We start from the raw sequence: 23,598 nt of genomic DNA, 5'->3' as shown, positions 1-23,598 counted from the left end.
TCTGCTTTTCCTCCCTTATTTTCTTAAAGAAAACCATGCAGATAATGTTCTTCGTCTGCACCCTTCTGCAGGTTTACATCATTCAGGCTGCTCGGAACACCAACGCTTTTCATGACTGGTTCCATTGCTTTTGCAACTGCATCCTGAATCATCTGTTCTACAGATTCTTTGGTTACTGGTTCTTCTTTCGGCTGCATCGCCTTCTGAATTGCCTCCCCTACTATCTTTTCGATGTCTGCGGCTGTGATTGGCTCTGAGGCTCCGTTACTGCCAGGTGCGGCTGTCAGATTGGTTTCACCCTTAGTCACTTCACCTGCTGCATTCGGGGCTGAAATAGCCGGTGTTACGGTGAAATTGGACATTGCTTTTGCAATCGCCTCTGTTACGGTCTTTTCAATTTCTGCTTTGTTCACTTCTTCGTCCTCCTCTTCTTTGAACTTTTCAAGAAAGGCACCCATGCTTTCGTGGATTCCCTTTAAGGTTTCCATGTTCTGTGCGCTTATTTTCTTGCCGGCTTTCTCAATAGATTTAAATACTCCATCTTTATCAGCCAGCAAATCTACTACGATTGAGTTGAAATCCTCTAATGCTTCCCTGATTGTGGTTTCATCGTGTATCGGCTCGTAACATCCTGTTTGTGGGTTATACGTTTCCAGCAAATAATCTGAAAGGGAATAATATGCTGTCCAGAAATTATCCCGGACAATACGCTTGTTGTAGGAATCTTTCACAGCACCTTTTTCAATCGCATCGTCTAAACGTAATGCTTTTGACACAGCATCAACAACTGCCTTCATGATTCCTTTTTTCTGCGTTTTCTCAATGGAATTATCAGGATTCGAAAGGTCTACATCCTCAGTACTGTAATTTCCTGTGCCTCCCATAGAAAAACCGGTAATTTCGCCCTTTTCGATTTTGCCCCAAACATCATCGTCTGCGACCTCCATCGTCATAAGCCAAGTTCCCTTTTTAATCTGCTGGCCTTCAATCTCCATGTCGCTCTTTGCAACATAAGATTCTACGATCTCCACATTATCTGCTTTTTCAAAGCAATGCTGAATGTCTGGCTTGCCAGAGTTCTTCATGAACCAGTGGGCAGCCTTTGTGATTTCCTCCTCCGTCATGTAATTTCCGTCTGTGTCCTCAGTCATAGGCTCGTACACAATTCCGGTTACGTAATGCTTATCTTCATCCGCTTTTACAATCCGGCCATAAATCTGAATCGTAGCAGTATCACCTTCTGATTTGGTGATCAAAAATTTATGCTTGTTTGCTGCCTTATCCACCAGTGAAACAAAACCGATTTTTGCATCACTAATGGCATAAGACTTCACAATATTACCCTTTGGCACTTCTTTTGCTCCTTTCATAAATTTCTGTATCTTCGATTTCAGGGCATAAAAAAAGCATGGTGCCCTTGTGCCATGCCATCTCCTGCGCTTCATGCTATTTCACCCTTTCGGTATGCTTCGTAATATGAATTGTAAATTTCCCATGTAACGGAAGGATCGTCTCTCGGTTCCTCAATGCCTGTATCTTCTTTGAATTTCTTTTCCCAAGCATCGTATTCCGCATTGACCTCATCCATATATTTTTTTCGTGCTGCTGCTCTTTCATCTGCCGTCATACCAAGTGCATTTTCATCTGCAATGGTTTCCATAAGGCAATGACAGTTTGCTGTTTCCTCCACCGGAAGACTGGTATCTCTCGGGCACAACACCATGTACGTTGCTCCGTTCTTGCCTGTCAGAGTGAACATTTCCCTTTTGAGCACTTCCTGTCCATCCATTGCCATGTGGTTCTCTCTTGGATGAGCAGACATGACATGTTTCCATTTCTTCTTGTACGCCAGCGGATTCTGAATCATACTTTCTTGCTGTGCATAGCTTTCTACCCTGAGTGATTCTGTCAAAGCAACACGCCGGCTGCGGTACCCATGCTCCCGGATGCCGCTGTTTCCAATAGCTTCGGATAATTCCTCTATGGACCATTTCTTTTCCTGTGCTTTCAGCAGTAAACATTCCATAGTGTCTTTGGTATTCAGATTCATAATCCTGGCAAGTTCTCCTGACCATCCCTGAATGAATGCTTCTGCCGGTTTTGTGATTTCCTCCACCTCTGCTGCAAGAACTGGATCCTCGGCAAGAACCCACTGATATGTAAATTCCCTGAACATATCATCAAACTGCTTCCGAAATATCTTTCTCAGTGCCTTTTCCAGATCATCTGCATCTTTTATTCCTGGCCAAACATCGGATATGAAGTCTGATACTCCTGTTGCTGCTTCAATCCTTTCCAGGAACTCCAAAGAATCTGCATCCAATGCCTCGTCTATGGCTTCCTCCAACTTGTTAATATTCTTTACAAGTTCACTGGCTGCTACATAGCCCTCTGCCTCTAAAGAATCTTTCAGATCATCGTCTGCCTTTGCAATCAGCTTGTCTATTGCATCTATCAATGGTTTCGTATCAAGCTGCATGATTCTCCTCCTGCTTCTGTATCTTCACAAGCAACTTTTTGACTTCTTTCATTACCGTAACAACCTGATCTGGTTCATTGTTACCCTGGGCTTTCTCAATCTGCTTTGTAAGCTGTCCCATCAAACCGTTAATATCTGTCTGTGCAGCTTTATCCTTCCAGATTGTAAGTGGTACATCGCCCCACTCATCTGTGTACGGTTCGCAGGTTCGTCCTAAAGCATCGCAAATAACCTCTTTCGCCATATTCGGGGTGATGCCTCCTGCATTGTTTGTCACATGCAGGAGTTTATACATATCATCTGGATTGCTGATATCCGGAGCCAGAAAGTAAGCCTCCACATATTGGAAACGATAGCAGTTCAGCAATTTATTATTGATGACCCATGCCAGAGATGTTCTCTCAGGCTGAAATACCTGCTGTTCTGTTACCTCCTGGGCTGTCTGTGCTGTTGCACGATTAAAGTCTGTGGTGTATCCAACATATAAATCCGGCAACAGGAATGCTGACTGAACACGTTTTCGGTTGTTGTCAAGATATCCTTGAAACAATTCGTCTTTCTGTAAGATACTTGCCAGATCCTTCACTTCAATTTCTGGTTTTTTATCATCATCAAAATCAGAACGTCCATCCATACTTTCTGTTTCCAACAGCAGGAATCCATGCTGACCGCCCTCCCCTTTAATATCGTTCATGTATTCTTTAAGGTGAGTATAACTATCATCTGTCAGAGTACCGTTACGAATCATAATCATAAGCGGCGTGTGCCTGCCATTATAGAAATAATTATTGTTCAATCCTTCAGCCATGCGGCTTCCATCTACGCCAAGAATCTGTCCTATCCAGCGTATTTCACCGTAGGATTGCGGTCCGATAGCGAACTCTAATATTTCATTGGCCTGGTATCTAAGTTCCAAGCCCCCACCTTCTGGAACGTACCTGCCATCCCTCAAGTCCATGATTCTAGGGTCGCCAAACTCTTTGAAATACACTGTCCGTCCACCTATTTCCTGTTTATACTTTCTGAATTTCTTCCTGCGTTTCGTTTCTTTTCCATGATGGAAGTATGGTATTTCAACGTATGGCTCCATTGGCCTTGACTTTCTCACGCTCGGAGTATCTATGATAAATTCTATCTGCTGAACCTCTTTTTCAAGGTTTCTGATAACTTCGAGATATGCAATTCCATAAGTCTCTCTGGCTTCCACTATGTTCTCAAATACCTGTTTTGTGTCCTGATCTACATTCAGGAGTTCTACAACCTCTTTGATGGCATCGAACTCTGCCTTCATTTCTGGTGTTTCCTCCTGATCTACTGTATATCGGATTCCAATTCCGAAACCGGCAATATTATTTTTATAAGCCCTTATGCACTGTGGTAATATAGAGCTTTCTGTTACCATGTTTTTCAGGCCTTCCAGCATCATTGGCGGTTCTATCCAATCGCCAGCATTGGCCACTTCCTCTACCGTAACCTGAGATGGTGCATCAGATTTTTTTACCGGTGCCGATATTACAGAATCCGCAGCTTTTATCACTGTTGCCTTGACCTGTCCTTTTGCCTTTCCGCTCATGTTTTATGTTGCCCCTTTCTTTTTCTTCGGCCTCTTAACCGGTAGACATACCAGCAATACGCAGTCTGCTTCATCAGGTGACTGTACTCCTCTGGCCTTCATAACCTTTTTGCTTTCAACTCTGATCTTTGAGTTTTCTGTCATTTCGTATTTTCTTCCTGATATCTGAGCCACAAGAGCATCATCGTCTGGAAGAATAATTTCAACGTCTTTTGGAAGCCCGTTATCATCAAATGGCTGTAACAACTTTTTGAGAACGGACATCATATATGTGGTGCTATCATCGAAGAATTTATGTCTGATCTTCTGTCCAAACTTAACCGGATATACTTCCATCCACCAGAAGCGTTCTGGATTATTTCTCTTGATCTGCCTTAGTCTGTCAACTACTCCACCGCCTACGCCTCCATCATCAATCTTTATCGGTATAGGCTCATCTATGTCTGGCTTTAATCCATACTGGTATACGAGCAGCATTCCCAGCGAAACAATATCATCAGCGGTTTTCATTGTGTCCTGTCCTACTCGTTTCTTGAAGAACTGCACCTTCTCATCTGTACGATACCCGATAACCGTCTTATCAGTACCAAACCTCGCAACGTCACAGCCAATATGAATGATCTGCGGATGCCTCCTCGGAAAGTATTCTGTTGCAATGCTTTTCTCAACCAGCGGAAGCGGTATGTAAATATCGTCCTCAGCAAGTGGAAAATCACCGGCAACACGTACTCGGAATACATCACTGTCCTCGCCATACATATTGATGATAGTCTGCACAAACTCCTGAGATACTCTCGTACTGTTCCTACCGTCAATATGAAATGTGGAATACTGCTCTCGATTCTTATTATGGCTATCATAAAAAAATCCCGACAACTGGGTCGGGTTTCCACACATAAGCAATTTTGCTCCTGGTGTCGAAAGGGCACCAAGAACTGGTTCGAATATTTTATCTTCAACACCGCTGGCCTCATCTATGATATAAAGCATATGTTCCGCATGGAAGCCCTGCAAAGCATCTGGCGTACTTGCTGTACGTGCTACTGCAAACCATTCTTCGGCATGACCTTTCATGTACAACTTTTCCTTCGTCCATATCAATTCAGAATCCAGTGTTTTATTGTTACGCTTCCATTTACTGATCTCAGCCCAAAGGATATCGAACAACTGATGCTGTGTCGGGGCTGTACATGGTATCTTCGGATATGGGTGGGTACACATGAACCATATTACAGACCATGCCTCCACCGCTGATTTACCTATACCATGCCCAGAACGAACGCTTGTCATTTGGTTTGTAACAAGGCTCCGCAATATCTTCTTTTGTTCGGGATCCGGGTCTGCCTTTAATATATCCTGCACAAATTCTACCGGATGGTTGGCATAATATAAAATAGCCTCATTGCTCAGCATCTTTCTCAGCCTCCATCCTGTTTCTGTATGCCTCCTCTATCGCATCAGCCAATGAAGATGTACTTTCGTTTTCTTTCCTCTGTGCTTCCTCCTGCTGCCTATGGTATTCAAATTCTGCAATCTTCTGATCGAGTTCTCTTTCTCTGAGTTCATGTGCAGGATTTTCTCCAACAGTGTCACGCAGGAACGCAGCGGCTTTTGTGTTGCCCTTCATTGCCTGATTGATAACGCCCACCATTACCGCTGTCTGATATGTGAAGTCCTCCTCTGATATTCCCATAACTGCCAGCTTTTGTTTCAACTCTTTCGCAGCCTTCGGAACCTGCATATCAAGCAACATTTTCGCTGTATCTCGCATGGCTTTCTTCCTGCGACGTGCTTCACCTGATGCGATGCCGCCTTTTCTGGCTGTTTCCACCTGTTGTTCCCCTGTTCGGAAGCGATATGGCTCACCTTTTTTTAAGTTTTCCTCATTCGGCACCGTCACCACCTCTCTGTTCTGTCATTATTTGAGAAAATCAGATAAAATATGGGTCTTTTCTCTTTTTTTCCATCTGTGTCATAAACTTATTCGGTGCCGTCATTCTGCATGGAATATCGCATCTTGCCATATCTGTTCTGGCTCTTGCCTTGACCTCCAGAATGTTCCTGTCCATCACATGACCTATAATCTCATATGGCTTATGACAGCAATACATCACATGTCCATGCTCATTTACTGCAATCTGTGCCCACTGTGCTGTACAGGTGCTTTCCTGTTCTCCGATCAAATTCCATTTAAAGTTCAACTTTACTCTGCTGTCTTTTTTTGCCAGTTCTTCCACTGTATAAATAATCTCTTTGATATGACCACTGGAATACTCATCCAGATAAGCAATTCCTCCTGTGCTCTCTATAGGACGGAAAACTATGTAATCTACATCCAGATCACAATTCGCAGCATAAAACTCATATACATCGTTTGGCCATTCTACAACTCTCTGAATACCCAGAGCTGTTTCTGGGCTTTCCCTTCTTTTCCAGTCTGCATATGACTGAATATTGTTTCTGACCTTTTCATATTTTCTTACGCCTCTACTTTTTTCGTAGCTATCCTCATCCCATCCATCCAGGGAAACTTTCAAATAATCTGGTCTTATGTACTGCACCTCATTAAAATTTGTGTTGATTCCATAGTGAATGCTGTGTGCCTCCAGCCAGTCTGTAATCTTCTTAAAGTCCCTGCATAATGTAGGCTCGCCCCCACCTGTCAGGATAAAGCCTCTTACACCAAGTTCAAGCAGTCTTTTCGCATACTCCACAAATTCTTCATACCTCATCGAATATGCGCCTGCTTCAAGCTCCCACCGTCTGTAGGTGCAATATGGACATTTATTATTACAATAATTTGTCAAGAATATATCTGCTGTTATCGGACTACGATCATTCAATGCTCTTTCCACATGAGCGAACATCTTGTCCCCTGCAATATTTTCCACACTACCGCACCTCCTTCCGGTATTTTTCATTTATGATTTTCGGAACGCAACATTCCCAATCTATCCTATGATGGATCCGCTTATGCTTCGTATACATCATACTGACTTTGATACAGCTCGGCATTGCCATTACAGAATAAAATGTCTTAACGTATGTTCCTGTCTCCAGGTATGATTCTGTCATTCCTCCATCAAGGGACTGCGTAGGAATCTGGATTACACACATATTGCATAATGTGAAGAATAATCTTCCCCTGCTTCCCAACGTGGTATATGTCGTAACATCCTCATTCATTGTACCTCTGAAATCTATCGGCCTGTCAGTTCTGCAAAACAGGCTGTTCATAGCTTTTCTCAGCAATCCTTTTTTGAAGTTTCCTCCATCCAGACCGCCTACAAAATCACCGCCCTGTGCAAATGCTACTGTAGCTGCACCAGACACATCCAGAAAACGAAGCATATCTTCAAAAATCCTGTCCATTTGCCTTGCCGGTTTTGCTGACAACTTATTTCCGTTTACATATCGAAAATCTATTTCTTTGTAATCATCGTCCAGCATCAGGAAATATTTCAGTCCCAGTTCTTTTGCTATCCTGAATGTTTCATTCCTGGCATAAATAATCGCTCGATGCTCATTAAAATTGTCCATCGTGTCTGCTCGATCATACGCCATCTGCTTATCGAACATTATTACATGTTCAGGTCCGAAGTTTTTACGATACTGATCTGCTGTCTCGTCCTCATCATCAATGATCATGTACCACTTTCCTGTATATCCACCTTTTTTCAGGGCTCCCATTGTTGCCACATTATCAGCCCGGCCATGCGTCAATATAAAAACAGCAAAATCACTTCTCATAGCCTTTTCTCCATTTTTCATTTATAATCTGAGGCAGCAAATTGTTCCACCGCACACGTTTTATAAATCCTGTTTTACCATAAGCAACGCTTATCGCACTCGGAACATAAAGAACCGGATAAAAATAATTCCAATACAAATTTACTTCCTGATATTGTTCGGTGGATCCCCCTTTGTTCTTTTCATGATCATATAAGGTAACTCGTACACCCATGAAAGTGAAAAATAATCTTCCAAGCATATTATTAACAGCAGGTGTGGTAACATCTTCATTTATACGTCCCAAAAATTCAAAAGGTCTGTCCGTCCTGCAAAAGAATGAGTTTCTTGCGTTTCTGTATAATCCGTCTCTGTATCTCCCATTCGCACCGCCGATATAATCACCTTCAACAGCAAATGCCACACAACTTATCGCTTCTGGTTCCATAAATTTACACATAGCCTCAAACAGTTTATCAAAATCTGATACCGGCTTTGCTTTTAACTTTCCATCTTTTACGTACCGGTAATCTATCTTCGGATAGTCATCATCCAACTGCACGAAATATTTATATCCTTTTTCCCTGGCAATTTTAAAACAGATATTTCTTGCATATACAGGAACACCTTTATGGTCTGTCAGATTATCTCCAATATCAAAATCTTCGTATTTATGAAAAATCTGAATATTTTCTTTTCCGTATTTTTCGCAATACTCATCTATGGTATTATCGCTATCATCAAGAACAAAGATTATCTTTCCTGTATACTTTCCACGCTTCAATGTCTTATATGTAATCTGATTATCAGGACGCTTATGTGTAATAATGAATACTACAAAATCGTCACGCATCTTCCTCATCCTCCATAGTATCTAAGACATCAGCAAATAAACTTGCATAGCCATTTGCGATTGCATTATCTATGTCTATGATTACAAGGGCTGACTTTTCCATCAGTCTCTGCATCTCCGGTGTTGCATGAGCGTAATACTCTGCAATATTTCTGTAATTGAAAACATTGTGCCTGCCAGCAGCATCCTTCAGGAACTGCCTTTCTTCCTCGGTAATCCCTTCTGCTTTTTCAATCTCTGCAATCAGTTCTTTGCTTTTTTCTTTATCCAACATTTCTGCGATTGTAGGACATTCTCCGGTGATCTCATATTGCGGAATGTTGGCTTTCATTGTGTAGGTATTATCCTCTATCTCATCGGCAAAATCTGTCTCGCCTTCCTCGAAACCAAACATCGACATATCAATATCAAGAATCTCTGACAATTCCTGCTGTAACAGTTCTTCATCCCATGTGGCGATCTCAGCAGATTTATTATCCACCAGTCGAAAAGCCTTGATTTGTTCTTCTGTCAAATCATCAGCAATAGTACAAGGAACTTCTTTCATCCCCAGCTCTTTTGCTGCCTTTACTCTCGTATGACCTGCGACAATTACATCATTAACATCAATAACAATAGGGATTCTGAAACCAAATTCCTTGATACTCTCCTTTACTGCCGGTACTGCTTCGTCATTGATCCTTGGATTTTTCTCATAAGGAAGTATGTCTTTAATACTCCTATATACAATCTGCATTCTACCCATTCCGCTTGCTCCTTTCTCATTTTGCACATAATAAAAGGACCATGCTTTTACACATCGTCCCTGCTTTTCTCATTTATTCCATTGTTTCATCTTTCTTTAAAACGCCCCGCCTCGTAAGGCAGGGCTAAATGAGAAAGAATCGGCACAACACAGCCGGCAACAAGTATTTGTGAGGGCATGTTTCACATCCGCTTGTTGCAGTTTATACTCTAACACATTCCCTTATGTACTTCTAGTACACTTCGAGAGGCATTTTGCGGCATTTCATGTACACTTCATGCCCTTATATGTACACCAGGCGGCATTTTATGTACAAATAGCGGCAATTAGCGAACACTAACTATTCTTATATTGCCTCTAATGTCAATTCTGCCAGCATGACCGCATATTTTTTCTCGAATTCCTGTAATGCCAGCCCATTCAATTTCTGGACACTCCGCACGTTTCTTTCCTCATCAAATGCTGATCTGGCTATTTTCTCCCAGGACTGAAAATGAATATATCTGCAATTCAGTATTGTGATATAGCTTACATTATCCAGAGCATTTATTTGTTCAGATACCTTCATCCGAAACTGCATCAGATCTATGATCTTATCATCAATTTTTCTTTCCATCTCATCAATCCGGCCAAACAATGTCCCAAACTTATCATTGTTCCTGCTGCTCTGTACTCTTTCGCCTTCACCACCTCCACCTAATGAATACAGCATATCCTTTACCGCTTCTTTATCCCTTTTCAGATTTCCAATCTCTGCTTGTTTGTGTCGCACCTGTTCTAAATATTCTTTCGCCGTCATAAAATGCCCCTCCAGAAACTTTATTTGACTAATACTCCACGCCCGATGTATAATCAGGCTATCCGTTTGTGGGCTCTTGTCTTATGTATTTCTGGCAGGGGCTTACTTTTTTATTTAGATTTTCTTTCCCCCATGTCTGTATGATCTGCTTTTATTAAATTCTGCTTTTTCCACCAGCATTGCTTCCAGATCAATTCCGTAATATCCGCACATATCCATAATACGGATTACTGTATCTGCCAGTTCTGATGGGATTCCCTCTGGTTTTCCATCTTCTCTGTAATATGTTTCGGTCGGCTCCTTACCCTTTCGGTATTCCTCCAACGCTTCTGACAATTCACTATGACACAATGCAATCAGAGTTCCAAATTCCGAAGGCTTGTCCCACCATCCATGCTGTACCGCTGTTTTATGTACATCTTTTACCATATCGTTAATCTTTCCCATTGTTCCTGCTCCTCCTAAACTGCTGCTGCCTTTTTCTTCTTTCTGAACATCTGTGCTGCTTCACATGTTGCAAAGTGTGAGATATATCCAAATCCGGTTGCATGTTCCGGATAATCCTGTACTGTGCCTACGACCACCTCACCATTGGTAAGGACAATTCTGTCCTTGCCACCTTTCTCCTCTTTGTAATATACAAAGCTTGGATTGCAAGGCATATTCTTACCGGCTTTTGTTTTTATCCACATGATCTGTTTGTCACATTTTGAGCAGTTACCAAATGAATTTTTTGATCTCATCTTTCCACTTTCTCCTATTCCTCATCGTACTCATAATCATCGTCTGAGAATTCTGTACCGCCGCCTGCACCGTTTGTATCGTCATGGTCTATAATTTCCTCATTGGAAGTATTTTCACTGTCAGAACTGCTATTATCCGCTTCTGTGGCATCCTGTCCTGAGCATTCTAACAGTGGTGCATTCATTGGAAGTGCCGGCTGCTCATCTACAATGGTTGCCTCTGCATTCACAATATCTGCATATTCGGGATCGAAAATACTCTGCTGACCTCCTTCGGAAACATATCTCAGGACATAGCGTTTCAGCTCATCATCGTAGACCAGTTCCATTCCTGTATCATTCTTTCCATCGAATCCATCTTTCACCGGTACCTGCGTATCAATCTTATATTTCAGTATCGGTTTATGTACTTCTCTGGAACTTCCGTTTCCATCAGGAATGAAGTCTGTACTGATTGATAAATTTACCTTTAAGGTAATGGCTCCTTCGTCAGAATGATTCTGTTCCATTTTCTGGAACAATCTTTGAAGCAACAGGTTGAAGGATTCTCTGATTTTCGAGAATGTTTCACTCTCCATTGTGATTTCCTGCCAGTTCATAATTTCCATTGTTGTTGTCCTCCTCATTTACTTTGTTGATGGTGTCTTTATATCCAAAATCCGGACCTCCACTCTAGGATCGTCAGAATAAAATTTTCTTACCTGGCAATCTACAATCTGAGTATCATCATGGTATGCAATTTTATTCAGAGCGTCCGCAATGATCTTGATGCAGTTATCCATATCAGGCTTTTTGGTTGGCCTGATAATTCCAGCTCGCATAAGCTCTTTTTTCTTTTTGGGTCTGCTCGGTGGAATTGTATAATATGCTTTTATTCTCATATCCAGCATGGCATCATCCGGAAACTTGGTTTCTCCGCACTGGCTCAAATATTCCATACGAACCAGATTTTCATAGATTACCGTATCTTTCGGTGTGATCGCATGGCCTGTTTTAGTATTAAATCTTGGCCTGCCTTTTCCCTTTGGTTCCCCATGTACTGTAAATTTTAGTTCCATGTTCCTACATCCTCTCGAATATTCTCACAAAGTCTTTAGATTTATATGGACGGATTTCTCCCGAACTTTCCTTCACAATATAATCACCGATCTTTGCTCTCAGCTTTCCACATCCGGTATTGATCGTACATCCATATATGAAAATCGCTCCGTCTGTAATGCATCTATCGAAATAAATCATCTCTTTTTTGACAGCTCTTGCAAACCATCCCGAAGCATTTATTTCTGCATCCTTGTTAAGTTGAAACACTTCTACGGCAGGAACTTTTCTTTTATATTTCATATTTCTTCGATTCCTCATCATTTTGAGGTGTCCGCATTCTCTTTCCGGTCAGTGGCATGTACATAATATGCAACTGCCTTTCCAGTGGGCGTCACCTGCTTTTTGTGCTGCCCTACATCGTAACCATTCACAGCCAGGATTGTCATAACCGTTTTTCGATCTTCCAGACCATAAATTCTGAGTTCTGCATCCCATCCTGTTTTTACCTCTTTCTTTGCAGGACCAGTAATCAGTTCTTCTGGTTTGATTTTGGTAACCTCAGCAATTTTGAAGAGAACATCCAGTGTAATACTTGCAGATGCGTTCTCGTATGCTCCAATCTGACTCTCGCTCTTTCCAATAAGTTTTCCTAATGCTTTCTGTGTCAATCCCATGCGATATCTGACTTTTTTAATCTCCTGTCCTACTTTCTGTGTTGCACTCATTTCCATTTTTTCTTTCTCCCATCATTTAAAAATAATCAGCAAGTTCCTTCTGCCGCTGTGCTGCCTTTATGATTCTGAATGATTTTCCAGGAATCTCCACCGGAAAGCAGTGTTCAAAAATTCTGTCGTAAATTCTCCGATAACGGATGTCCGGATTTCTCATCATTTCATCAAATGTAAGGTTCGTAGTCAGAATCATAGGTTTATCAGCCCTTACCCTGCTATCTATGACGTTGTAAACTTTTTCCAGTGCATAATCTGTGTTTCTCTCTGCCCCCAGATCATCAATGATAAGTAAACTGCACGCATTCAACATTCCAATGTATGCCGCCTCATCCTGTCCCTGAATGTCCTGTAATATCTTCACAAACGATGTCATTACCACAGATATGTTCTGCTCCATCAGTTCATTTGCAATACAAGCTGCTGTAAAACTCTTTCCGGTTCCACATGGACCATAAAATACAAGTCCTATGTTTCTTTCTCCGGTTTTTGGGTTTCCCTCTGTAATCATCTGTCTGAACTGAGCTACATATTTTCTCGATACATCATATGCTCTCTGGTTTTCCTTTCTTTTCTGGTATACCGAAAACTCTGCATCTCGAAATTTACTTGCCATCATAGAAGCATCTTTTAATCTCTGGACACGATGCATTTCTTCCTCGTATTCCTCTTTCCTTCTCTGCTCCTCCAATTCCTTTTCCCTGCAATCGCAAATGCACCATACTGTTTTATGGAAATACGGACTGTCTATTTTTTTCTGTCTTGCCTTTCCACATACTCCGCAATGCCATAAGCCGTCAGCGTCTTTGTAATCTCCTTCATGAATCTGAGCAACCTCCGGTGAAGGTTCTGTAGGAAGAAACTGTGCTGCATCCATAATCTCGCCACCTCCTTATAAGTATTTATCAAAATCTGCACTGCCATTTGAATTCGGTTCCTGCGGCTTCTCTTTTTCTATGTAATCCATAAATGGTGTCGCATCCCCCAGGAATGTTTTGGCATGCTTGATATATTGAGAATCAGTGTGCCTTCTCTCACATTCCATCCGGTAATTTCTGGCTGCAAGTCTCAATTCTTCTGGTGTAAATCCACTCTTTATGCGAGCCTGATATTTCTTGTATGCCATTCCTTTGTCTGCTTTTTTGGGATATTCAGCCCAGAACGCCTCAAAATCATCCGGGTAGTCATTTCTCTTTGGCTTTCCTACGTTCATCTCCCGATCTTCCAATGCCACAGGTGTACCAGCCTGTGCCTCTACCATTTTGGAATCATCCATAGGCACCCCATGAGTAGTTGAATATGATTTATTATCTTTGAGAAGCAACGTTCTTTTTTCGTCTGTATACTGAGTTTCATGATACCGGTTCTGAGAAATGCAGTTATGCATCCTCCAATGTTTTATGACAATCACGCCATTATCAAATGTCAGGACAAATCTCTTGGATATCAGGATCCGCATATCATCATCCCTGGCACCTACTGTACGCATGATTCTTTTTGGATTCCCTATAAATCCATCATCGTCAGCCCTCATATTCAAATGAAAATACAGACACTGGGCTGACATTGGCATATCCAGAAACGCATCGCTGTCGACTATCTTCATTGTAAACATTCTTTTCTGTGCCATCCTTTGTCACCCTTTCTTCCCGGCATTCTTTATGGCTTTTTCTGCTGTTTTATCAGATTTTGTATTGTTACTTGGAATATATCCCCCTTTATATTTGCCATATATCCTGTCAATTTCTTTTTGATTCTCTTCGTTACGGATTTTCGCTCTTTCCCTTGCAGTTTTTCTTAACTCGTCCAGTTTTTCATCAGAAATAAGGTCATTTTCTCTGATATAGTGAACGATCTCAGACAACTCGTAACTGCTTCCGCTTTTTCTGGCTTCCATCTGTGCTGTATTATGGAGAATACCTTTCATCATCTTTGTAACGCTCGCTGCCTCTGCAAGATATGATTTCGCTACCTTCCCATTTTTTGAATGCCTAGCCTTTTCATTCAGTTCATGTATCGTATCATTCATTCTTTCGATAAGTGCATCTTCCGTTACAAGAGCTGCTCCGCATTTTCTACAACGTATCAGTCTCATCCTTATCACCTCATCCGGTAATATATTTTGTGGTTGCATCGGTAACATCAATCGTTCCTGTATTTTTCCATCTGTCCCAAAAAGCAATCGTTCTGGACTGTGGTCTTTCTTCTGCAAGCGCAACATGAATTTTCAATGGGATCGGCACTGCATCTCCGATTACAAATACATCACCTGGCGAAAACATTGACGTTTCATCAATCACGCTTTCGCTTCCTTCTGGCATCATTCCTTTAATCATAGCCTTATCATTTTCGTTATTCATTTTTCCAACAATGAAGTTCGCGCACTGAGCCATGATTGTCTTGTTAAGCTCTGATGGCCTCTGGCTTGCAGGAAATAATGTCACCCCGAACTTTCTACCTTCCTTTGCAATATTCTCGAATATCTCTACCATACGCCGCTGAGAGGCAGATAATGAGAAGTCATTTGGAATATACACATGAGCCTCATCGCATACCAAGGTGACCGGATTTACGTCTTTGCTCTTGTATGTTCTCTGAATCTCGTATACCAATTTCGTAATTACTCCAATAATCGGAATAGCAACATCGTGCGGTACCTCTGACAGATCAATGTTCTTTATCGGAACATCATTGTTCAGCACATCTTTCATAAAATCATATAAATATTGCTGCGGCATATCCTCAAATAAGAACTGATATTTGCTGTCTCTTGCCTTATCAACAAGAAGATTTACAATGTTGGTGAGCTTTCCATTGTAATCGCCTTTTACAATTTTCTCTTTTCCAGCCTGTGCTCCCGATTTATAAACCTCTCCGGTTCCGACCATTTCCTCATCAAGAAATTTCATCAATTTAACAAACTCTACATAGTTGAAATATACCGGTCTGTTTTCTTTCCCTTTCGGGCATACATTGTAGTAGCACTTCCGGAGAGCTGTCATTGCTACGGTTGCCGATTCCTCTTTGATTTTTAAGATATTGGAGATCATATCTGCAAAGCCAAACATCCATATAGGGAATGGTCTGTCTCCACCGATCTGAATATTTCTAGCATACGACAGTTCTTTATATTCACCATGAATGTCAAATACGATCACATTTGCCCCAGGTAATTTGCTTGTCTGCTCCAAAATTTTTGCCACTGTCTCGGACTTTCCTGCACCGGTATTTCCAACAATACAAGCGTGCCTCTGGAAGAATTTGTTTCCATCAACAAATGCTGGGAACTCATATGCTGTATATTCTCCGATGCAAAATCCCTCTGTATACCCACTCAGCATAGAAGCAAATTCTTCTTTGGAGATTCGATGTGCACTTACTTTCATGGTTGGATATTTGTCTATTGCCTTCTGGAATGTTCCGTCTTTTACGGTTCCGATAATGGAGCATTCCAGCATCTTTGCACTGCTATGTTCTAAAATATAATCGTTTTCTCCGATTTCCTCCTCATCCTCTGTATCAATATCAGTCAATGTATTTACCATAGTAACCAGTTCCACATCTCCATCCGATACAGCAATCAGATCATTGATTCGTACATCGTCAAATTCTTTGTAGTCGGACCTGATTTGAACTTTATCACTTAAAATTTTTACAAGTTTCATGCCCTTATACCTCCAACAATTCATTGTAATTTCTTACAGCAGCCTGCTTTATGCTCTTGCAATAATCACATCTACCGCAATGAACAGGCTCCAACAAACCAGCTTTAATATCTGCATATCTTCCAATGTTTTCCTCGACCTGTCGCAATGCCATATCAAGGGTAGACTGCGGTATCTGCCAGATGTCTCTATCCATTACCCTCTCTTTTGTTACTACAGCAAGATAAAACGGTAATTTTTCACCTGTGACAATTTCCACACCTTTCTGATAAACAGCACCCTGAATGTCATATCTCCACATAGGCAACTTGTCCATTTTCGCCACAACCTTTAAGTCTGTGATTGCTTTTCCTGGATTATAGCTGTCCAGCTTTGCTTTCCACTTCACGCCGAATAATTCAAAGGTGAAAATCCGCTGTTTTTCTCCACTCATGGCATCCATGAATTTCGGATCCGTTTTCACAGCTTCGATGATCTGGTTTGCTCGTTTGAACTCTGCTCTCAGTTCATGTTTTCTTGTGTAAAGGGCTGGATTCTCTTTCAAGAACTCATCAAGTGTGCCTTCAAAGTATCTGTCTACAAATGAGCCTACCAATAACGCCCTGGTTGTTGGCCTTTCATATTTTCCGGTGATACTGGCCATAGCCGCTGCCTCACAATTCATAAATGCTTTGTACTGTGATACGCTCATGTATTCCTGATTTGCCTCTGGGCTGTAATAATTTTCATTATTCAAAATCATTTCTTGTCACCCTCTTTGCTGGCCTCCTGTTTCTTTTCTCCTCCACTGAATGGATCGCTGATCTCACTGTTATCAGTTACCGGTAATCCAATCTCGAAGTAGTCTTCTCTCTTTGCCATTCCATCGCGTAAGGCACGATAAACCTTTTTCAATCTTACAAAATCATTTTCTGAGAAAGTATCGCTCTTACACCCCAGATATTTTTCAATCATTGAGATATTTACGGAAAATTCCTTTTCAAATACTTCTGCCATCTTTCTGACACGATCCACTAAAGGCTCCTCATATCCTTCTCTCAATGTTTTGTTGCATCTATCCACTGCTGCTTCTACAACATCACTTGGGATAATTCCAAGAATGCAAGCCCTTACCCTTCGTGCTGCCTGGTTCGCTACTGCTTCGTAAATATCTCTTGGGTCTGTAAGCGGATAATCGCCCTTTCTGGTATGTCTGATATGTGGTACACTGAATAATTTTGTCTGTCTGGAATTGGTTTCAAGATCCCACGCATACGCCATAACCTGACTGGCTCCATTTCTCTGTTCCAGCTCCATAAAACCAAAATCAATGTTGCCCCAATTCTGAGCAATGGCTTCTGCGAGTCTAATGGATGGACCAGTAATCTTTTCGTTTCCTCTTGGAAACTCATACATGGAATTCTCTGCCAGCTTTCTTCTCTGGCACGCTCTCAAGATATTGTTATATGCTACAACCTGATCACGTGGAAATCTCTTTGCTGCCAGCATTGCGACCTGTACCTCCTGTGCCTGTCTGGTTACCATCATTTCTGTTTGAGACGATCTCTGCTGCTGCATCGGCTCCTGACTGGTAAAATCTACCGACTGGACATTTCCCTGTGAATTAACCTGAACTTCATTCATTGTGTTATGCCTCCTTGTTATTATTTCTTCATCATTTTTGACATGGTTTCCAAATTCACTCCCATTCGGAAAAAGTATTCTTTTACCATATCCGGAAGTAATATTGGAATGTAGCTTTCATCTTTTCCTGCAATCTTTGCTTTCCTTTTGGCATATTCCGCCAAACAGGAAAACTCTGCATTTGATATTTTGCAACCGTCTTTCTCTAATTGCTGTTTTATGCTCTCGTATTCCTGCATTTTCTTCGTGCCTCCCTGCGTCTGGTTTTAATAAACCATTCGATCAGGAACACAATCGGAATGATTGCCCATTCACCGCCGATTGCTGCATATCCGCGCTGAGCATATGTTATCCGCACTGCTGCTGCCATTAACAAGCAGCCCACGCTTAATGCAATCCAATGTTTCACAATCCATCGTTCCAGCATTCTTGCCTCCTATCTGTAAAAAGAATGATTCCCCATAGTGAAAAGATATTCTGTGTTGTTCTCCATCCAAGGCGAGCTACCAGTTCTGCTGAAATATAACGCCCCCTCTGTATCATCCCAGTTTTCACACTGGACCATATACAAAGCCTTGTAGCATTCTGCATCCGGTTCAACATTCCAATATCTTCCATCATCTAAGACCGGTTCAAATTGTCCCGACTGAAATACAACGTCCTCTACGCTATTTGGAAATTCTCTGCTCGCAACTCGGTTCAAAACTACTTTCATTACAAGAGCTTTTCCTTCGGTTCCTTCTCCCTCTGCTTCTGCCATCGCAATTCTCAAAAGGATATCAGAATCTTTATTGTTCCAGCTCTGTACACTTTCTGATATAAAAATATCCTCTGTATCATTTTCTGACACTTCTGTATCAGATACAGTTTCTGTATATTCATCCTGAACAGTCTGTATTGCTGTGTATGTAGATGCTTCCGCTTTATTGTCGGCCTTTAATACGACTGTTACCTGAGCTGCCAAAAGTATCATTGCCGCATCTACCGCATATACTTTCAATTTTCTTCGTGTACTCCTACGCACTTTTTACCTCATCTTTCTCATACGGATTTACAAATATGCCAAGATCAATACCCTGCAAGGCTCCTGCCTCTTTTATAATCTCTGCATCGTTCTCCATTCCGTATCGTTCCTTCAAAATCTGTCTCAGCTTTTCTTTCAGTTCCATTCGTATCAGCCTCTTTCATCTACTTCTGAAATTTCTCGGCCAGCATTCGCAGTTCCGAAATTGCTGTTGCCAAAACTTCTAACTTTTTCACTATTCCGTCAAATTCTTCCTGCTCATCTGCTGTAATTTCTCCATCTTCCGCAATACTTAACAGTTGCTTTTTCATGGTTCGTACCGCATCTTCATCCAAACTGTTCAGAATTTTTACAGTGATACCCTGTAAACCACTCACCTGTGTTGCCAGAGGCAGGTTCCGTCCTATCGGACATTCGCACTTGCAATAATAGCTCCGCAGCTCTGGTGTCCGGTACAGATCAGACATCATCACCACTGTATCTGGTGGTACATTTTTGGTTACTCCCAACTCATGATTTGCCAGAGTTGAGGTTGAGATTCCTAACAACTCAGCAGCTCTTTCTCTACTGTTTAGAAGATCATTGTATTTTGCTGCTTTTTCTCTACAGGCAAAATAAATGTTCTTACCCTCTTTCGTACAATCAAACTCCATTCTGTTTTCACCCCTCATCTTTTATAATGAGTTCATGCTCAATCATCCGAGCAAGAATCATCATCAGTAATATTCAAATAATCACTTATTCTTTTTCTGATAGGAGGTGACACCACACGACCATTTAAAACTGACGAAATGTATGAGCGATTGTTGCCGAGCTTCTCTGCCATATCAGAAACTCCGATATCTTTCTGAATCATGGCAATCTTGGCTTTCTTGCACCAAGGAGACAACTTTTCCGCCATATGTTTTGCTCCTTTCTTTTCTTTACTTTTGTTGCATTTTTCTTTATAATGAAGATTGATTTTATCTTTAAAATGAACTTTAAAATCATCTTACATTTGTTATATTAACTCGTAAAAATGAGCAGGTCAATACTTTTCGCTCATTTTATTGAGTTTTTATGAAGGAGGTACTATGTTCTACGATAATTTTAAGGCTGCCTGTGAGCGAGAAGGCACCACAATAACCACTGTTTTAGCGGAGATAGGCAGGGCAAGTGGCAATACTGGCGGTTGGAAAGTAGGAAAATTTCCACGTTTGGATATTGTCATGGAAATTGCAGAATATCTTCAGATCAGCTTAGACGAGCTGGTCTATGGATTAGGTAAGGCTCCATATTCCAACAAAACTCAGAATTGTGAGTTGAGCAGTGAATGGGGAGACATCATATCTCAGATTCCAGAGGATCGCCAGCAACTTTGTAAGGATTTTCTGCGTACTCATATGGTTGCTGCTCCAAAAAAATACGCTGATGATAAGAGGGCATAATATCTCCTGACTATTTTGAATGGTATCGGAATAACAAAACCAAATAACAGGAGGTTTTCTTATGAATAAAAAGATCACTATTCAGCCACAAGCACCACTGATTCCAGAAAAAGATGCTTTTGTCCTGGAACTCCAACGCCTCCTTGCCTGCTATCAGCTGGCAGATCAAAGGGACAGGGAAATTGTGTGGTCTGTGCTCAACAAATATGTGCCACATATCGTTTAAATCAAAGGGCAGCCCCGTACAGGGGCTGTCCTTATGCACTTGAAAGGAAATATAATATCATGGCAAGAAGAAAAACATCTTTTAGAGCTATACCTGCATCTAAACGCCCAACCAAAGTAGCTATATATATTCGAGTGTCTACTGTGCGTCAAGCAGACAGGGATTCTATCCCTATGCAAAGAAAAGATCTCATAGCATATTGTCAGCTTATACTTGGTACTGATAATTATGAGATTTTTGAAGATGCTGGATATTCTGGAAAAAATACTGCTCGCCCAGCATTTCAATATATGATGGAAAAAATTAGGAAAGGTGAATTCACCCATATTCTTGTTTGGAAAATCGATAGAATATCCAGAAATATTCTGGATTTTGCGAAAATGTATGAAGAGCTTAAATTATTACAGGTAATCTTCGTGAGCAAAAACGAACAATTTGATACTTCTACAGCCATCGGTCAAGCTATACTCAAAATCATTTTAGTGTTTGCTGAACTTGAAAGAATGATAACTTCGGAGCGTGTCACTGCAACAATGATCTCCAGAGCCAGCAATGGACAGTGGAACGGAGGTAGGGTTCCTTTTGGATATTCCTACGATTCCTCTACTTCTCAGTTCTCCATCAGAGAAGATGAGGCCGTAGTATGCCGCAAGCTAAAGGACCTATATTTAGACAATAAATCCCTCGTCTATACTGCAAGGGCTCTGAATGCAGACGGTTATAAAACCAGGGCAGGTGTAGACTGGACACCTACTGCTGTATGGATTATTGCATCCAGTCCGTTCTATGCTGGCATTTATCGCTATAACCGATATAAAGGGACTGAGAACAGAACTCTCAATCCAGAAGAAACTTGGGTAATGGTTCCGAATCACCATCCAGCCATCTTCACCATGGAAGAACATGCAGCAATGTTAGCTTCTTTAAAAACGAATTCTACATATGTTGATAACCCCGTCGGCAGACCTCATACTACTGATAATATTCATATATTTCAGGGAATTGCCTATTGTGGTAAGTGCGGAAATAAAATGGTTTCCACTCCTGGCAGGAAACACGCTGACGGATATCGTCCATCAAATTACAGTTGTCCTCTACACCGTAAAAGTAATAAGTGTGATAACGCTACGGTAAACGATATGGTTGTTGGCGAATTTGTCATAAATTATATTTTAAATATGCTTAATGCAAAGAAAACATTTTCCAAGATCAATACACCGGAAGAATTGCAGAAACGTTTATTGACAGGTTCCACCTTTTCTGATATTTCTTCCATTGATGAAAACGGACTAAATGAATTCTTTAATCTTCTGTCCAGATATGGTTCAGATAATTCCTATGTTTTTGCAATAAAAAAACCTCGCAAGAAAAAAGCGACTGTCAATCCTGAAATTGCAGCTCTCCGAAAGGAAAAAGAAAAACAGGAACGTGCATTACAACGTTTGCAGAGCTTATACCTATATTCAGATGAATCAATGTCTGAAAAAGATTATATCATTAAGAAAAATGAAATATCTGATTACTTAAAAAGTATCAATGCTCAACTTGGCCTTATGAACCAAGAACCTGATTCTGTACTATCCGATGAAGAATTTATCAAGCAGGCTAGTCATCTTCTGATACAGAAGGAATTAAAAGACCGAAAGTACATCTATTACAAAAATCTTGCAACCTCAGTGGATTCTGAAATTCTCAGAACATACATGGAAACAATTCTTGATTCCGTTTATGTCACTGATGGTCATGTAAGCTCCATTGTCTTTAAGAATGGTCTTACGCACAAATTCATCTATGAAAATTGACACCGACATAAATGTCGGGCACAAAAATAACCAGGAAGTGTTCATACCTCCTGGTTATTCTTATATTTCCTGTATTTTCCTTTCACCCAACAAATGTTAGAAATTGATGTTAAATGATCAGCATGGCATCTCCAAAAGAGAAGAAACGGTAACGTTCTTTTACAGCCTCTTCGTATGCTGCCATGATATGTTCTTTTCCAGCCAGAGCAGATACCAACATAAGAAGGGTTGACTCAGGCAGATGAAAATTAGTAATGAGTCCGTCAATCATCTTAAACTTATATCCCGGATAAATAAAAATCTCTGTCCATCCACTTCCTGCCTGAAGGATTCCATTCTCATCCGTAGCGGACTCCAGGGTACGACAACTCGTCGTTCCGACAGAAATTACTCTTCCACCATTCTGTTTGGTATCATTGATCAGTTTTGCCTGATCTTCTTCTACCATATAGAATTCAGAATGCATATGATGCTGTTCTACATCATCAACCTTGACAGGACGAAAAGTTCCCAGTCCGACATGCAGAGTAACATGTGCGATCTTTACACCTTTTGCTTCCACCTGTCGCATCAGCTCTTTGGTAAAATGCAGACCGGCTGTGGGTGCTGCGGCAGAGCCGTCATTCTTGGCATAAACTGTCTGATAACGGTTTTTATCTTTTAACTTGTGTGTAATGTACGGAGGAAGCGGCATTTCGCCAAGCTGATCCAGGATTTCCTCAAAAATCCCGTCATAGTGAAACTGAATCAATCTGTTTCCCTCGTCTACTATGTCAATGATCTCTCCTTTGAGGATTCCATCGCCAAAAGTGATCTTTGCTCCTGGACGGGCCTTCTTGCCAGGTTTGACAAGGCATTCCCAGATATTATTTTCTCTTCTCTTAAGCAAAAGAATCTCTATTACCGCACCTGTTTCTTCTTTGTGTCCATATAAACGGGCCGGTATGACTCTTGTATCATTGATCACCAGACAGTCTCCCTCATGAAGATAGTCCAGAATATCTGTAAAATGTCTGTGTTCAAAGGATCCGTCCTCCATAGAAAGATGAAGCAGTCTGGAAGAACTTCTGTCCTCCAATGGATCCTGAGCAATCAGTTCTTTTGGCAGATCATAATAAAAATCTGATGTTTTCATAAATTG

General features: G+C 41.1%; 32 protein-coding genes. 3 read left to right on the top strand and 29 right to left on the bottom strand.

From position 1 onward, the window contains the following. Positions 1 to 23: 23 nt before the first annotated feature. The 28 genes from KQI91_RS11435 to KQI91_RS11300 all read right to left on the bottom strand — a co-directional run bounded on the left by KQI91_RS11435 (position 24) and on the right by KQI91_RS11300 (position 19,903). A complete protein-coding gene (locus KQI91_RS11435; protein WP_216392904.1) occupies positions 24 to 1,370 on the bottom strand; it encodes an XkdF-like putative serine protease domain-containing protein in 1,347 nt (448 codons plus the stop codon). A 71-nt stretch (positions 1,371 to 1,441) separates the two neighbouring features. Further along, complete coding sequence (locus KQI91_RS11430) at positions 1,442 to 2,479, bottom strand: phage head morphogenesis protein (protein ID WP_216392903.1); 1,038 nt, start codon at positions 2,477 to 2,479, stop codon at positions 1,442 to 1,444. After that, a complete protein-coding gene (locus KQI91_RS11425) occupies positions 2,469 to 4,052 on the bottom strand; it encodes a phage portal protein (protein WP_216392902.1) in 1,584 nt (527 codons plus the stop codon). The genes KQI91_RS11430 and KQI91_RS11425 overlap by 11 nt, the downstream gene beginning before the upstream one ends. A gap of 3 nt (positions 4,053 to 4,055) precedes the next feature. Next, positions 4,056 to 5,465 (bottom strand): terminase B, encoded by a 1,410-nt coding sequence (locus tag KQI91_RS11420; RefSeq protein WP_216392901.1) that lies wholly within the window; start codon positions 5,463 to 5,465, stop codon positions 4,056 to 4,058. After that, positions 5,452 to 5,946 (bottom strand): hypothetical protein, encoded by a 495-nt coding sequence (locus KQI91_RS11415; protein WP_044925519.1) that lies wholly within the window; start codon positions 5,944 to 5,946, stop codon positions 5,452 to 5,454. The genes KQI91_RS11420 and KQI91_RS11415 overlap by 14 nt, the downstream gene beginning before the upstream one ends. Positions 5,947 to 5,983: 37 nt before the next feature. After that, the gene (locus KQI91_RS11410; RefSeq protein WP_216392900.1) at positions 5,984 to 6,943 is read right to left on the bottom strand and encodes a radical SAM protein; all 960 of its coding nucleotides are present in this window, start codon (positions 6,941 to 6,943) and stop codon (positions 5,984 to 5,986) included. A 1-nt stretch (position 6,944) separates the two neighbouring features. Further along, a complete protein-coding gene (locus tag KQI91_RS11405) occupies positions 6,945 to 7,802 on the bottom strand; it encodes a hypothetical protein (RefSeq protein ID WP_253288557.1) in 858 nt (285 codons plus the stop codon). After that, positions 7,792 to 8,634, bottom strand: coding sequence for a hypothetical protein (locus tag KQI91_RS11400; protein WP_216392898.1), 843 nt, complete (start codon positions 8,632 to 8,634; stop codon positions 7,792 to 7,794). The genes KQI91_RS11405 and KQI91_RS11400 overlap by 11 nt, the downstream gene beginning before the upstream one ends. Beyond that, the gene (locus KQI91_RS11395) at positions 8,627 to 9,379 is read right to left on the bottom strand and encodes a ParB N-terminal domain-containing protein (protein ID WP_216392897.1); all 753 of its coding nucleotides are present in this window, start codon (positions 9,377 to 9,379) and stop codon (positions 8,627 to 8,629) included. Before KQI91_RS11395 ends, KQI91_RS11400 begins: the two co-directional genes overlap by 8 nt. Before the next feature lie 346 nt (positions 9,380 to 9,725). After that, on the bottom strand, positions 9,726 to 10,178 hold the full coding sequence (locus KQI91_RS11390) for a hypothetical protein (RefSeq protein WP_216392896.1): 453 nt from the start codon (positions 10,176 to 10,178) through the stop codon (positions 9,726 to 9,728). A gap of 114 nt (positions 10,179 to 10,292) precedes the next feature. Next, complete coding sequence (locus tag KQI91_RS11385; protein ID WP_216392895.1) at positions 10,293 to 10,625, bottom strand: hypothetical protein; 333 nt, start codon at positions 10,623 to 10,625, stop codon at positions 10,293 to 10,295. 14 nt (positions 10,626 to 10,639) lie between these two features. Further along, entirely contained in the window at positions 10,640 to 10,921 is a 282-nt protein-coding gene (locus KQI91_RS11380; RefSeq protein WP_216392894.1) for a hypothetical protein, read from the bottom strand. 14 nt (positions 10,922 to 10,935) lie between these two features. Next, entirely contained in the window at positions 10,936 to 11,529 is a 594-nt protein-coding gene (locus KQI91_RS11375) for a hypothetical protein (protein ID WP_216392893.1), read from the bottom strand. A gap of 18 nt (positions 11,530 to 11,547) precedes the next feature. Beyond that, positions 11,548 to 11,979 carry a RusA family crossover junction endodeoxyribonuclease gene (locus KQI91_RS11370; RefSeq protein ID WP_216392892.1) on the bottom strand — a complete coding sequence of 144 codons (432 nt, stop codon included), beginning with the start codon at positions 11,977 to 11,979 and terminating at the stop codon, positions 11,548 to 11,550. Between the two features lie 4 nt (positions 11,980 to 11,983). Then, positions 11,984 to 12,262, bottom strand: a complete 279-nt coding sequence (locus KQI91_RS11365; protein WP_216392891.1) for a hypothetical protein — start codon at positions 12,260 to 12,262, stop codon at positions 11,984 to 11,986. Between the two features lie 17 nt (positions 12,263 to 12,279). Then, the gene (locus KQI91_RS11360; RefSeq protein ID WP_216392890.1) at positions 12,280 to 12,693 is read right to left on the bottom strand and encodes a helix-turn-helix domain-containing protein; all 414 of its coding nucleotides are present in this window, start codon (positions 12,691 to 12,693) and stop codon (positions 12,280 to 12,282) included. A gap of 19 nt (positions 12,694 to 12,712) precedes the next feature. Then, positions 12,713 to 13,567: an ATP-binding protein gene (locus KQI91_RS11355; RefSeq protein WP_216392889.1), complete on the bottom strand. Its 855-nt coding sequence runs from the start codon at positions 13,565 to 13,567 to the stop codon at positions 12,713 to 12,715. A gap of 15 nt (positions 13,568 to 13,582) precedes the next feature. After that, the gene (locus KQI91_RS11350) at positions 13,583 to 14,320 is read right to left on the bottom strand and encodes a replisome organizer (protein WP_216392888.1); all 738 of its coding nucleotides are present in this window, start codon (positions 14,318 to 14,320) and stop codon (positions 13,583 to 13,585) included. A 6-nt stretch (positions 14,321 to 14,326) separates the two neighbouring features. Then, the gene (locus KQI91_RS11345; protein WP_216392887.1) at positions 14,327 to 14,785 is read right to left on the bottom strand and encodes a hypothetical protein; all 459 of its coding nucleotides are present in this window, start codon (positions 14,783 to 14,785) and stop codon (positions 14,327 to 14,329) included. A 10-nt stretch (positions 14,786 to 14,795) separates the two neighbouring features. Next, the gene (locus KQI91_RS11340) at positions 14,796 to 16,355 is read right to left on the bottom strand and encodes an ATP-binding protein (protein WP_253288555.1); all 1,560 of its coding nucleotides are present in this window, start codon (positions 16,353 to 16,355) and stop codon (positions 14,796 to 14,798) included. A 4-nt stretch (positions 16,356 to 16,359) separates the two neighbouring features. After that, positions 16,360 to 17,097, bottom strand: a complete 738-nt coding sequence (locus KQI91_RS11335) for a PD-(D/E)XK nuclease-like domain-containing protein (protein ID WP_216392885.1) — start codon at positions 17,095 to 17,097, stop codon at positions 16,360 to 16,362. Further along, entirely contained in the window at positions 17,094 to 17,978 is an 885-nt protein-coding gene (locus KQI91_RS11330) for a hypothetical protein (protein ID WP_216392884.1), read from the bottom strand. Before KQI91_RS11330 ends, KQI91_RS11335 begins: the two co-directional genes overlap by 4 nt. 20 nt (positions 17,979 to 17,998) lie before the next feature. Beyond that, positions 17,999 to 18,217 carry a hypothetical protein gene (locus tag KQI91_RS11325; RefSeq protein WP_216392883.1) on the bottom strand — a complete coding sequence of 73 codons (219 nt, stop codon included), beginning with the start codon at positions 18,215 to 18,217 and terminating at the stop codon, positions 17,999 to 18,001. Further along, positions 18,196 to 18,405: a hypothetical protein gene (locus tag KQI91_RS11320; RefSeq protein WP_216392882.1), complete on the bottom strand. Its 210-nt coding sequence runs from the start codon at positions 18,403 to 18,405 to the stop codon at positions 18,196 to 18,198. The genes KQI91_RS11325 and KQI91_RS11320 overlap by 22 nt, the downstream gene beginning before the upstream one ends. A 9-nt stretch (positions 18,406 to 18,414) precedes the next feature. Next, on the bottom strand, positions 18,415 to 18,978 hold the full coding sequence (locus tag KQI91_RS11315) for a cell wall hydrolase (protein ID WP_216392881.1): 564 nt from the start codon (positions 18,976 to 18,978) through the stop codon (positions 18,415 to 18,417). A gap of 16 nt (positions 18,979 to 18,994) precedes the next feature. Next, entirely contained in the window at positions 18,995 to 19,147 is a 153-nt protein-coding gene (locus tag KQI91_RS11310) for a hypothetical protein (RefSeq protein WP_216392880.1), read from the bottom strand. A 19-nt stretch (positions 19,148 to 19,166) separates the two neighbouring features. Further along, positions 19,167 to 19,655 (bottom strand): helix-turn-helix domain-containing protein, encoded by a 489-nt coding sequence (locus tag KQI91_RS11305; RefSeq protein ID WP_253288553.1) that lies wholly within the window; start codon positions 19,653 to 19,655, stop codon positions 19,167 to 19,169. Positions 19,656 to 19,693: 38 nt separating this feature from the next. Next, positions 19,694 to 19,903, bottom strand: a complete 210-nt coding sequence (locus KQI91_RS11300; protein ID WP_216392878.1) for a helix-turn-helix domain-containing protein — start codon at positions 19,901 to 19,903, stop codon at positions 19,694 to 19,696. A gap of 172 nt (positions 19,904 to 20,075) precedes the next feature. Here KQI91_RS11300 and KQI91_RS11295 point away from each other — a divergent pair, with 172 nt between their 5' ends. The 3 genes from KQI91_RS11295 (at position 20,076) to KQI91_RS11285 (ending at position 22,457) form a co-directional block, all read left to right on the top strand. Beyond that, complete coding sequence (locus KQI91_RS11295) at positions 20,076 to 20,429, top strand: hypothetical protein (RefSeq protein WP_216392877.1); 354 nt, start codon at positions 20,076 to 20,078, stop codon at positions 20,427 to 20,429. Positions 20,430 to 20,490: 61 nt separating this feature from the next. Then, on the top strand, positions 20,491 to 20,655 hold the full coding sequence (locus KQI91_RS11290; RefSeq protein ID WP_216392876.1) for a hypothetical protein: 165 nt from the start codon (positions 20,491 to 20,493) through the stop codon (positions 20,653 to 20,655). A 59-nt stretch (positions 20,656 to 20,714) separates the two neighbouring features. Continuing rightward, positions 20,715 to 22,457: a recombinase family protein gene (locus KQI91_RS11285; protein WP_216392875.1), complete on the top strand. Its 1,743-nt coding sequence runs from the start codon at positions 20,715 to 20,717 to the stop codon at positions 22,455 to 22,457. Between the two features lie 109 nt (positions 22,458 to 22,566). Here KQI91_RS11285 and queA read toward each other — a convergent pair whose 3' ends face one another. Beyond that, positions 22,567 to 23,592: a tRNA preQ1(34) S-adenosylmethionine ribosyltransferase-isomerase QueA gene (queA, locus tag KQI91_RS11280; RefSeq protein ID WP_216392874.1), complete on the bottom strand. Its 1,026-nt coding sequence runs from the start codon at positions 23,590 to 23,592 to the stop codon at positions 22,567 to 22,569. Positions 23,593 to 23,598 lie beyond the last annotated feature (6 nt).

The organism is Blautia sp. MSJ-19, from assembly GCF_018918125.1.
In the GTDB taxonomy this organism is placed as follows: domain Bacteria; phylum Bacillota; class Clostridia; order Lachnospirales; family Lachnospiraceae; genus Blautia_A.
The sequence above is the reverse complement of the archived record's forward strand: the minus strand, read 5'-3'. Positions and strand labels throughout refer to the sequence as shown.